General features: G+C 38.2%; 8 protein-coding genes. 4 read left to right on the forward strand and 4 right to left on the reverse strand.

From position 1 onward, the window contains the following. The first annotated feature begins 16 nt into the window (after positions 1-16). Positions 17-1,357 carry a Trk system potassium transporter TrkA gene (trkA, locus tag ACZOVS_RS06695; RefSeq protein ID WP_483996462.1) on the forward strand — a complete coding sequence of 447 codons (1,341 nt, stop codon included), beginning with the start codon at positions 17-19 and terminating at the stop codon, positions 1,355-1,357. A gap of 180 nt (positions 1,358-1,537) precedes the next feature. On the opposite strand, the gene ACZOVS_RS06700 is transcribed toward trkA, so the two are convergent. Together ACZOVS_RS06700 and ACZOVS_RS06705 are read right to left on the reverse strand one after the other, a co-directional pair. Further along, positions 1,538-3,256, reverse strand: coding sequence for a T9SS type A sorting domain-containing protein (locus tag ACZOVS_RS06700; RefSeq protein WP_483996463.1), 1,719 nt, complete (start codon positions 3,254-3,256; stop codon positions 1,538-1,540). 154 nt (positions 3,257-3,410) lie between these two features. After that, a complete protein-coding gene (locus ACZOVS_RS06705) occupies positions 3,411-4,463 on the reverse strand; it encodes an alpha/beta hydrolase (RefSeq protein ID WP_483996464.1) in 1,053 nt (350 codons plus the stop codon). Positions 4,464-4,779: 316 nt separating this feature from the next. Between ACZOVS_RS06705 and ACZOVS_RS06710 the strand changes: the two genes are divergently transcribed. The 3 genes from ACZOVS_RS06710 to ACZOVS_RS06720 all read left to right on the forward strand — a co-directional run bounded on the left by ACZOVS_RS06710 (position 4,780) and on the right by ACZOVS_RS06720 (position 9,633). Then, a complete protein-coding gene (locus ACZOVS_RS06710; protein ID WP_483996465.1) occupies positions 4,780-6,612 on the forward strand; it encodes a peptidase U32 family protein in 1,833 nt (610 codons plus the stop codon). A 119-nt stretch (positions 6,613-6,731) separates the two neighbouring features. Continuing rightward, complete coding sequence (gene aspS, locus ACZOVS_RS06715; RefSeq protein ID WP_483996466.1) at positions 6,732-8,492, forward strand: aspartate--tRNA ligase; 1,761 nt, start codon at positions 6,732-6,734, stop codon at positions 8,490-8,492. A gap of 34 nt (positions 8,493-8,526) precedes the next feature. Continuing rightward, the gene (locus tag ACZOVS_RS06720) at positions 8,527-9,633 is read left to right on the forward strand and encodes a 6-phosphofructokinase (RefSeq protein WP_483996467.1); all 1,107 of its coding nucleotides are present in this window, start codon (positions 8,527-8,529) and stop codon (positions 9,631-9,633) included. A gap of 94 nt (positions 9,634-9,727) precedes the next feature. Here the strand turns inward: ACZOVS_RS06720 and rodA are convergent, their stop codons facing one another. Continuing rightward, positions 9,728-10,984, reverse strand: coding sequence for a rod shape-determining protein RodA (gene rodA / locus ACZOVS_RS06725; RefSeq protein ID WP_483996468.1), 1,257 nt, complete (start codon positions 10,982-10,984; stop codon positions 9,728-9,730). Further along, a complete protein-coding gene (mrdA, locus tag ACZOVS_RS06730) occupies positions 10,984-12,789 on the reverse strand; it encodes a penicillin-binding protein 2 (RefSeq protein WP_483996469.1) in 1,806 nt (601 codons plus the stop codon). The genes rodA and mrdA overlap by 1 nt, the downstream gene beginning before the upstream one ends. Between the last annotated feature and the right edge of the window lie 59 nt (positions 12,790-12,848).

Genomic DNA, 12,848 nt, shown 5'->3' on the forward strand with positions numbered 1-12,848 from the left:
AAGTAAAATTTGATATATGGACATAATAATAGCCGGAGATGGCGAAGTGGGAATGCATCTTGCAGAAGCCTTGGAACGCAGTCATCACAATATTACCATAGTTGACCCTCATGAGGAATTGTTGAAAATGATGGCGTCGCATTCCGATCTTATGACAATAGCCGGTGACTCTACTTCTATAAAGGTGTTACAACAGGCAAATGTCAAAAAAGCTGATCTTGTCATAGCAGTGTTGCATGATGAGCATATCAATTTGTTGACCGGAATACTTGCCAAGAAATTGGGTGCCAAGAAAGTAATTGTACGTGTCAACACCATGGAGAACCTCAGTACAGAATCATGGCGTATCTATCAGGACCTCGGCATTGACGGCATAGTGTCGCCTGAAGATATTGCAGCACAAGAGATTATCACCCTGTTGAAACAGTCTGCAGCTACTGAGGCATACGATTTTGCAGGCGGCAAACTTGAGATGTACATGCTTAAACTCGATTCTTCTGCCATGGTGATAAATCATAGCTTTGAAGAGATAGCAAACCGTTATAAGCATCTCGACTTTCGTCCTGTAGCCATACACAGACGTCAGAATACTTTTATACCTCATGCCGAAGATGTTCTTAAAGAAGGTGATATGATTTATGTGGTGTCCAAACCGCATGCTTTTAAAGATTTGATACAACTTAGTGGTAAACAGAGATTTAACATAAAGAATGTAATGATAATTGGCGGTGGGAGAGTAGGACGTATCGCTGCTAAACGTCTTGAAAAAGATACCAATATAAAAATCATAGAACTCGATAAAAACCGATGTCTTGAATTGACGAATTATCTGTCTGATTCTTTGGTTGTCAATGCTGATGCTCGCGATGTTGACCTTCTTGAAGAAGAAGGTATCAAGGATATGGATGCCTTTATTGCTGTTACGGAGAATACGGAAACTAATATTTTGACTTGCTTACAAGCCAAGGCTTTCGGTGTAAAGAAAACAATTGCTCTTGTCGAGAATATCGATTATATCGATATATCGCAGAACATAGGCATAGATACTATTATCAACAAAAAACTTATTGCGGCGAGTTATATGGTACGTTATACTCTTGATGATAATGTCTCTTCTCTTAAATGCCTGAGTGGTATTGATGCCGACATGATGGAATTTGTGGTACGCGACGGTTCATCGGTGACAAACAGACCAATCAACAGACTTAAAATGCCGGAAGGTGCTATTATAGGTGGTATTATAAGAGGTGAGGATAGTTTCATTGCTACAGGAAATTTCCAGATAGAACCGGAAGACAGAGTGGTGGTGTTGGCATTGCCGGATGCTGTCCAGGATGTTGAAAAACTGTTCAGGTAAAAGTTATAGGTTATGTTTTTGGATAATTATTATTAATTGTTGAATGTCAAAAGTTTTGTTATTGTATTTTCCTGTTTGGCATATCTGAATTGCAGAATTAATGATTTATGAATAAAAAGGATATCATTTCTAAAATGAAGTGATATCCTTTTTATATTTGTAGTGATAATGTCTTTATAATCAGATAATTATAAGTTTCTGTATTTTTTCGTTTTTGTTGTCATTTATCTTAATAAAGTACAGTCCCGCAGGTAAGTCACAATTTATCATACCATTGTTTTTGGATACATGTAACACTTTGCCCTCCAACGAAATGATACTTACTGTTGAAGATTCATCAATATTTTCTATGATAAATTTCCCGTTAGATGGATTGGGATAGATATTGAAAGATTTAGTGACAGATTCCTCAACACCGAGAGTATTGTTGAGTATTATTGTCCATTCCTGACTTTCGTTGTGAGGAGTATTTAATATTATTGTCTGGGTGGTGTTTGAGAAATCCATGGCAGTACCGGATTCTATGTCACTTGTAACACCAAGACTTACTTCAAAATCGACGATGACATTGTTCATGGAAATTGTTTCGTTGACAAGGTTTAAAGTCACAGTATGTGTTTCCTCGTCAATTACGCCGTAATAATCCTGAGACAATCCGTTGTTATTGTCTTTCATGACATTGAAAGATAAAAATTTTGGATATAGTTCTTTGATTGGCAAATAGTTGACCTTCCCGAGACCCGAGTTGTCGTCATTGTCGATAATCACCAAAGCAGCAAAATCCGGGTCGTTGTCTCCCCAATAGTTGCCAATGGCGTTGATATCACTGAAACTGTTGTTATACAAGGCATAAAGAGTATCGTTATTACCATTACCGTAGAAGATGTTGTTACCCGGGTCGTTTTCAGTGCCGAGGTCTATCTCATTGTAATATATTGAAGTGATACCCCACAGGTTACCACTGATGATGTTGTTGCGTATCTTGGCTTTGCAGTTGTTATCCATGCCGTAGATGCTTATGCCGCTGCCACCTTGTTGAGGGTTGGTTTCCAGATTGTTGTTTGTGAAAATGTTGTTGTCGATTACAGATGAGATATTGAAACCTTGTTGATTATATCCGTATCTGTTGTTAATAATGGTGTTGCCGCTCATGCGTACTTTGGTGGTCCCGCTGTTGGTAAGGTCTGCTATGGAGATGCCGCCCGACATGTTGCTGTTGAGTCCTTCAATGATGTTGTTGATAATGAAGATAGTATCATTGCCGCCCGGTCCGAGATTGATTTGAGGATGATTGGTATTGGCGGTGACGTTGTTGTAAAACGTATTGTTTATGATAACGGGAGAGCCGTTGATATTGGCTCCGGAACCTATGGCAGCTCCTTCGTTGTCGTGGAAATAGCAATTCTCTATTAGAGGGTCGCATTTGTGTATGTTGATGGCAGAAGAGGTATATCCGGTACTAAATCCGGAAAATTCGCAGTAGCTGATGACAATATCGCTTTCGAGGATTTGTATGCCGTCACCTCCGGTGAATGATATTTTATTCAAAATATTGTCGGCGGCATTTTCAAAACGAAAACTATAATGACAACCATCAACAGGTTTTACATTTACGATGTTGTTGTTATTGCATTGCAAAGAGCCTGCAATAGTCACAAGCACTTCGCCAATGTTTATTTCTGACAACTCATTGTCAATGACGAGTTTGTCGTTGGCAGAGATGGTGATATCCTGAGACACTGTAAAAGAATTGTTCCCTTCTTGTGTCACTGCGCCGTTGCTTTGTTCGACGAGTGTTGACATGGTAAAGACACTGCCGTCACCGGGGCTTACCCATTGTGCTGATGATGTTGAACACATCATTAGAATTGTCGCTATTGCTAAAAATACTCTTTTCATCATTGTGAATTTTAGTTAAAATTGTTGCAAAGATAATATTAAAATGACATTGTCAGTGTATGAAGTGTCGATTTTAAAATATGATACTGTTGCGCCCGCCACCTTTTTAATATTACAAGATGGCGGGCGCAACACATAAATTGATGATAAGTTCTTATTTCAGATAGACATTGAAAAAGTTTTCTATCTTGTCAAAAGGAATGACGTCGATGTTGTCATAAAGGTCAACATGTGATGCACCAGGAATTATCATAAGTTCTTTGTTGTCGCCTTTTAGTTTCTTGAAGGCATCTTCACTGAAATAGCGTGAATGAGCTTTCTCGCCATGTAACATAAGTACCGCACTGCGTATCTCGTCACTATATGAAAGAATTGGCATATTCATGAAAGACAACGATGATGTGACATTCCAGCCGTCGTTGGAGTTTAGCGAACGTTGATGATATCCGCGTGGTGTTTTGTAATATAGGTGGTAGTCTTTCACAAATTGCGGAGCATCATCCGGCAGTGGGTCAACGACCCCGCCTGCACGTTTGAAGAATCCGTTTCTATAATCTTCCGTACGTTGATTGTTAAGTTGTTTACGCATTTCATAACGCTGTTCTTCATTTACCGAGTCAAAATAACCCATGGCATTTACGCGGCTCATGTCATACATGGTAGATGTTACAGTGGCTTTGATACGGGTGTCAATGGCGGCAGCATTAAGTGCAAATCCACCCCATCCGCATATACCTATGATGCCGATACGTTCACTGTCTGCTTTGTCGTATGTCGAAAGAAAGTCGATTGCTGCACAGAAATCTTCGGTGTTGATGTCTGGCGATGCCACATAACGTGGTTCTCCACCGCTCTCACCGGTGAATGACGGGTCGAAGGCTATGGTGAGAAATCCGCGTTCTGCCAATGTCTGTGCATAAAGTCCCGATACTTGCTCCTTGACAGCTCCAAAAGGACCACACACGGCGATAGCCGCCAATTTGCCAGTCGCATCTTTGGGAATATACATATCGGCGACTAATGTGATGCCGTAACGATTCTTGAAAGTTACTTTCGAATGTTCGACTTTATCGCTCTCGGGAAATACCTTGTCCCATTCTTCTGTCATTGTTATTGTCTCCATATTATTGTTTTTATTAATGATTATCAGTATGATAATGACAGCTGATAATGCTACTGCCATCAATGTAATTACGATTTTTTTCATGACATGTAATTATTGGTTTCTATAATACAAAAATAATTCTACTTGTTAAGATACGACTTACCCGTTTTCGTGATATGATGACCAATTTCGCAGGAAGAAATTTTTATGATGTCTATTTGTAATGACATTAAGATATGTTGTCACTTTTCAATCTGTTAATTTTTTATCACTTCGTTATAAAATTTATTAACACGGATTAAAATAAGTTTAACAGACAAAGATAGAGTCATTTTATATTGGAAGAAAGTAAATTATTGTTTTTTGGTTTGACAGAAATGAAAAATTACTGATATTTGCCGTTTTAATGCAGCAGGTTATGAAAAAAATAGAATTGTTGTCACCGGCAAAGAATGTAGAAACAGGTATAGCCGCTATCGACCATGGAGCCGATGCCGTTTATATAGGAGGTCCGGTTTTCGGAGCTCGTGAAAAGGCTGTCAATTCAATTGCCGATATTGAAAAACTTTGCAAATATGCTGCATTGTATGATGCCAAGGTATATGTAACATTAAATACTCTTTTGTTTGACAATGAGTTGGAACAGGCTCGCAAAATAGTTTGCGATTGTTGGAATATAGGTGTGGATGCGATGATAATTCAAGATATGGCATTGTTGCAGATGGATTTGCCTCCAATAGCATTGCATGCAAGCACACAATGTCATAACAATACTGTTGAGAAAGTAAAATTTCTTGAAAAAATGGGTTTTTCTCAGGTTGTTTTGGCTCGTGAATTGACAATCAATGAAATAAAAGAAATTAGCGACAATACCGATGTGTCTCTTGAGTTTTTTGTTCATGGTGCATTATGTGTTTGTTACAGTGGTCAGTGTTATATGAGTTATTATATAGGTGGCCGTAGTGCCAACAGAGGAGCTTGTGCTCAGCCTTGTCGTCTCTCATGGGACCTTGTTGATGAAAATGATTCTTTATTGATAAAAAACAAACATCTTCTTTCATTAAAAGACCTTAACAACAGTAAAAATATAAGGTCTCTTATGGATGCCGGAATATCGTCGTTCAAGATAGAAGGCAGGTTGAAAGATATAGATTATGTCAAGAATACCACCGCATATTATCGTAAAGCCATTGATGATGTTTTGGATTCTGATTCGGAATATGTACGCAGTTCACGAGGCAACTCTTTTTTCACATTCATTCCTTCTTTGGAAAAATCTTTTTCACGTGGTTTTTCAGACTATTTTTTGAACGGTCGTCAAAAAGATATAGATTCTCCATATAGTCCCAAGTCTATGGGAGAATATATTGGTAAAGTAACGAATGTGGGACGTAACTCATTGACAGTTATGACATCCAAGACTCTTCATAATGGCGATGGTTTGTGTTTTATAGATAAAGACCGTCAGATTCAAGGTTTCCTTGTCAATGGCGTTGATGGTAAAACAGTTATACCTAATCAGATGAGACCTGTCACCAAAGGTACGGATATATATAGAAACTCAGATCCTGTCCGGATGAAATCTTTGGAACAGTCTAAGAATTGTCGTAAGATAGATATTAAACTACGACTTTTCGATACAGACAACGGTTATTCTATGAGTGTCGGATTTTATTATGGTGATTTACATGATATTACGATGTCTTTCCCTACAAAAAAGATAATTGCAGACAATAAAAGTGCTGCGACAGATAATATACGCCGTAAGGCAACACAATGGGGAGATACTCCTTTTAACATTAAGGAATTTGTCCTTGACATGTCCGAGACGTATTTTATACCTGCTTCTGTACTTGGTAATATGAAACGTGTTCTTGTTGATGCAGTTAAAAGTTATCTTGTCAGTAATCATATTGAAAACAGGATTTTAAGAAATTCATACGATAATGATTATCCTTATTCTTGTGATCATGTTGACTATTTATCTAACATTATAAATGATGAGGCACTAAAATTTTATGAGAATCATGGTGTTAAAGATATTCAATACGGTGTGGAAAAACGAATGCCTTCTTCACTGTTGAAAGTAATGACTACTAAACATTGTATTCGTTATGCCAACGGAATGTGTTGTCGAGAGACAGGAAAACCTGCAACACCTTTAATATTGAAAAATGATGTCGGCAGTTTCAGAATAGAGTTCGACTGTAAAAACTGTGTGATGAATATCTTTGCAGATGTCTCCAAATAAAGTATTGAAGAACTCGAGTGTTTAACGGCTTTTTCTATGCTCATAGTCCTTAAAAATTATCAACTTTTATTATCTTGTTTTTAAAAAAACGTTATTTTTGCAGGAAATAATATTGAATTATGTATAGAACACATACATGCGGAGAACTTAGACTTGCCGATGTCGGTAAAGAAGTGACATTGAGCGGTTGGGTGCAACGTGTCCGCGACAAGGGAACCTTGTTATGGATAGATTTAAGAGATAGATATGGCATAACACAACTTTTCATGCAGGAAGGTGTAACATCTTCGGAAGTGATAGAGAAAGCACGTAGTCTCGGACGTGAATATGTCATTCAGGTTAAAGGTGTGGTAATAGAACGTGAGAGTAAAAATCCCAATATGCCAACAGGTGATATTGAGATTAAAGTACAGATGATAAATATCTTAACAGTAAGTAAAATACCTCCTTTTACTATAGAAGACAAGTCTGATGGAGGAGATGAATTGCGTATGAAGTACCGTTATCTTGACTTGAGACGTAATCCTCTGAAAAATAATATAATTCTTCGCCATAACATGGCAATAGAGACTCGTAATTATCTCTCTTCCAATGGATTTTTGGAGATAGAGACACCTTGTCTGATAAAATCGACACCTGAAGGGGCGAGGGATTTTGTCGTGCCTTCAAGAATGAATCCCGGTGAGTTTTATGCACTTCCACAGTCGCCTCAACAATTTAAACAACTTCTCATGGTGGCTGGTTTTGACCGTTATTTCCAGATAGTGCGATGCTTCCGTGATGAGGACCTGCGTGCTGACCGTCAACCGGAGTTTACACAAATAGATTGCGAGATGTCGTTTGTGGAACAAGATGATGTTCTGAATATGTTCGAAGGTCTTGTAAAACATCTTTTCAAAGAGGTAAAAGGCATTGAGTTTGAACAGTTTCCGCGTATTACCTGGCACGATGCCATGAAATATTATGGTAGTGATAAACCTGACATACGCTTTGGAATGAGATTTGTCGAATTGACAGATCTTGTCAAAGGCAAAAACTTTCCTGTCTTCGATGATGCTGAATTGGTGGTAGGTATCAATGCACAAGGCTGTGCCGGTTATACACGTAAACAAATAGATGCTCTCACTGATTTTGTCAAACGTCCTCAGGTAGGAGCAAAAGGTCTTGTTTATGTAAAATATAATGAGGATGAAACAGTAAAATCTTCTGTAGATAAGTTTTATACTTCCGATGACCTTAAAATATGGTTGGACCGTTTTGAGGCAAAACCGGGCGATATGCTTTTGATACTCTCAGGTAAAGCAATGGAGACAAGGACACAACTCAATGTTCTTCGTCTTGAGATGGGCAATCAATTAGGGCTTAGGAACCCTGAAAATTACAAGCCTCTTTGGGTGGTGGACTTTCCTCTTTTGGAATGGGACGAAGAAACACAGCGTTATTATGCCATGCATCACCCGTTTACTGCGCCAAAGCCGGAAGATGAATATCTTTTGGAAGATGAGACACAATGGGGTAAGATAAGAGCCAATGCCTATGACATAGTGCTTAATGGAGTAGAGGTTGGCGGCGGTTCCATACGTATCCACGACAGTAATCTTCAAGGTAAAATGTTCCGTACTCTTGGATTTACTGAGGAGAAAGCAAAAGAACAGTTTGGTTTTCTCATGAATGCTTTTGAATATGGAGCACCTCCGCATGCCGGATTGGCTTTCGGCTTCGACCGTCTTTGTGCTTTGTTCGGAGGGCAGGACAGCATACGCGATTTTATAGCTTTCCCAAAAAACAATATGGGGCGCGATATGATGGCTGAATCTCCGTCTCCCATTTCCGAAGAACAGTTGGAGGAACTTCAAATTAAATTGGATTTGAAACAATAAACGTTGGTAATCGTTAACATAAAAAAGATGTATTATGAAACGAGTACTTGTATTAACAGGTGGTGGCGATTGTCCGGGACTTAATGCTGTTATCAGGGCTATCGTCAAAAGAGCTTCTCAAGAGTCTGATTGGGAAGTCCTTGGAAGTATTCAGGCTTTTAACGGAGTCCTTTGGGAACCTACCGAAGTGGTACGACTGACTCCGGAGACAGTACGTGGTATTCATTTTCGTGGTGGTACAATATTGGAAACTACCAACAAAGGAGGTCCGTTCTCATGGCCGGTGAAAAATAATGATGGTACATGGTCTGTAGTTGACAGATCCGATGAGATGATACGTAAATTGCAGTATATGGGTATCGACTGTGTGATAAACATAGGTGGCGACGGCTCACAACGTATTTCACAACGTCTTTATGAAAAAGGTCTTAACATTATCGGTGTACCCAAAACAATAGATAATGATTTGTCGATGACTGACAGCACTTTCGGTTTTCAGACTGCAGTGCAGGTGGCTACAGAGGCTGTCGATAAGCTTGTCACTACCGCAGCAAGTCATAATAGAGTTTTTGTTTTGGAAGTCATGGGGCGCGATGCAGGATGGATAGCTCTTAATGCGGCAGTGGCAGGAGGTGCGGAGGTATGTCTTATCCCGGAATTTCCTTATGACATTGATATTGTAAAGGCTCGTCTCGAAGAACGTTTCAAATTTGACAGGGGATTCGCTGTTGTGGTGATATCAGAGGGTGCAAGACCTAAGGATGGACAGCAGATTTTCGAGGTGAGTAATGAAATAGGTTATGAGAACGTGAAACTCGGAGGCATAGGTCAGGAGTTTGTCCGCCAGATGAAAGCTGCTGGTTTTAAACATGATATGCGTGAAACGACATTAGGACATCTTCAACGTGGAGGCGTCCCGATAGCATACGACCGTGTCCTCGCCTCACAGTTTGGCGTCAAGGCTTTTGAAATGGTTCTTAATAAGGAGTATGGCAATATGGTGTCTTATCGTCATCCGAATTTCATTTCCGTACCTCTTAAAGATGCTATTGCTAAGCCTAATTTAGTTCAATTGGATAGCGCACTTGTCAATACAGCATTGGGATTGAATATCTCACTCGGAATAAATGTTGCAAGATAGTATATTCTTACATAATAAAAAAGATATTTTTAGTTTTAATATCCCCTGATAGTCAATTGACGGGGATTTATCATTTTTAATTATTATGAAATAATTACAGAATATTCATTCTGTTGGCATCCTGTTTTAGGAAAACGAATATCATAATACTGAATATCAATAAACTGGAACCTCCGTAACTGAGAAAAGGCAATGGTATCCCTATTACAGGCATTAATCCTATTGTCATGGCAATATTGACGGTAAAATGGAAAAATAAAATTGACACTATTCCGTATCCATATATTCTACTGAATACCGACCTTTGCCGTTCTGCCAATACTATTATCCTGATGAAAAATGCCAAGTATAATAAAAGGACTATAGTCACTCCTAAAAATCCGCCTTCCTCCCCAATGGTACAAAATATGAAATCGGTATGTTGTTCAGGTACATATTTGTATCTCGTCATGGTTCCCTGTAGAAAACCTTTACCGGTCAATCCGCCTGACCCAATGGCTGTCAATGACTGATTTAAATTGTATCCTACATTTTTAGTGTCTTTCTCTATTCCCAAGATAACATTGATACGGTTTCTTTGATGCGGTTTCAATATATTATTGAATGCAAAATTGACTCCTAAAACAAAAATTACTATTAAAGAGTAAACACCTATTATTTTTAATATGTTTTTCTTTAAATTGCCAATAATAAAAGATACTGCTATTGTGATAACAGAAACACCGATAATGACATACCATTTGGAAAAGAAAATTGTCAATAAGAATAATATTATTGCCACAAGTCCGATTACTAATATAAGTCCTGTCATTCCTTCTCTATAAAATACCAATAGGAATACAAGGAAAACTAATGCAGAACCGGCATCTCCTTGTAAAAGTACTAATGACATTGGCAATAATACTAATCCGAAAGCTATGAGTTTTGTTTTTATTTTTGAAAAGTCAGTGTCATTTTTGCCGAGATAATGAGCTACAGCCAAAGCAGTGGTAAATTTGGCAAGTTCAGACGGCTGAAAAGAAAAAATTCCGAGTTGTATCCATGATTTTGAACCTGCAATAGTTGTTCCTGAAACTAATACGAATAACAGTAAAAATATAGACAATCCGTAAAACAAATAAGCAAAAGTGTTGAAAAATTTTGCATCGATCATTAAAATGACGAATCCGGTAAATAAACTTATTCCTATGAATAAAAGTTGTTTGCCATAGTTTTGTGTGAGGTCGTATATATCGGTGTGATTCTCATTGAAAGCTGCAGCATAGATACTTATAAGACCCACTACAAGTAAGATCAAATACAATAACAGCAACATCCAATCTATTTTTCCTATGGTGTTTTTTATACTCATTATTTTATATCTTCAAATTTAACAACTCTTTCTTCTATTTCAGGTCTTGTTACATAACCTTTGATGTATTTTTCTATCATAAGACTTGCTATAGGAGCTGCCCAAGAAGAACCGAATCCTGCATTTTCAACTATCACGGCAATGGCAATACGAGGGTTGTCAATAGGAGCGAAAGCCATTATTATGGAATGGTCTAATCCATGAGGGTTTTCTGCAGTGCCGGTCTTGCCGGCTACAGTGATGCTGTCGATGCGATAAAACCTCGCAGTTCCTCTGTTGCCTTCAAAAACATTTCGCATGCCTTCTTTGACATTTTTAAAATATGCCTTGTCGATATCTATTGTCACTTTATGATAGATACTGTCGTTCATGCTGCCGTCTTCAAATCTTTTAATATAATGAGGCGGATAATAAAACCCTTCGTTGCCTATGGCAGCTGCCATATTTGCCAATTGCAGCGGAGTAACAAGCAATTCACCTTGTCCAATGCTTAATGATCTGACCGTCATGGCATTCCATACACCACGGTATAACTTGTTGAAATAATTGGTGTCGGGAATATTTCCTGAAGAGTTGGAAGCGATATCGGTTTTGAAAGATGTACCCAACCCGAATTGAAGTACCAAATCGTACCAAAATTGATATCCTTGTTTTACATTCTTGAAACGATATGAGTTCAACATATCTTGATAGACATTCCAAAAATACGGGTTGCACGAATTTTCTAAGCCGTCGATAAGTCCGACGGGAGAATGATGATAATGAGTACATTTTATTGGTGAACTTTCCGGACCGTTGCATATATATTTTGTTGTGGTGTTGACGGCTTTGCTTTGCAGACCTATCAAAGCGTTGATTGTTTTGAAGGTTGACCCCGGAGGATAAGTGCCGTTGACAGCTCTGTTTATCAATGGGCGCAAACTGTCATCAAGAAGTCTCTGATAACTGTCGCTTCTTTTACGTCCAACCAAGTCTGTCGGGTTATATGTAGGGGCGGATATCATAGCTAATACCTCACCTGTAGAAGGTTCAATAGCTACGATAGAACCGCTCTTATTATTCATAAGATATTCACCATATTTTTGTAAATCAGCATCTAAACCTAAGATAATGTCTTTGCCGGCAACAGGTAGAGTGTCATATCTGCCATCCATGAAACTCTCTTTCTCTCTATTATGAACGTCAACGACGATAAGCCGTACGCCTTTTTTTCCTCTCAATTCTTTTTCATAGTAACTTTCGATGCCGGATTTACCAATGAAGTCGCCAATGCTGTAATAACTGTCATTTTCAAGGTCCTGACGGCTTACTTCTCCAATGTTTCCGACAGTGTGAGCAGCAATTGGATAGTTGTAACTTCTTATTGAACGTATCTGAAAGTAAAAACCTGGATATTTATAGAGTACAGCGGCAATTTTGCCGTATTCTTCTTTTGTCAATTGCGATATGAAAACAGAAGGCTTGAAAGAGGAATAACGTCTTGCTTTTTTAAGCTCATTGATATATGTATCCTTGTCGATATTGAGTAAGTTACAAAAAGAAACGGTGTCGATTTTTTTAACAGCTCTTGGAACAACCATTAAATCGTAAATAGCATCGTTATATACCAAAACCTTGCCGTTACGATCTATTATTCTGCCTCTCGAAGGATATAAAGTGATGTGCCTTACAGTATTGTCCTTTTTGTAATCTTGACTGATAATCTGTATGTAAAACAATCTTGCAAGTAAAATTGTTGTTATAATAGAAAATATGCCTATAACAACATATTGACGTGAAGAATAGTTGGGGTTCTTTCTAATCATCTTGCATGAATTTATGCTTTTACAAAAGTTTCATAAATAAAAACACAAAAATAGAAAAA

Source organism: Candidatus Limimorpha avicola (genome assembly GCF_056978975.1).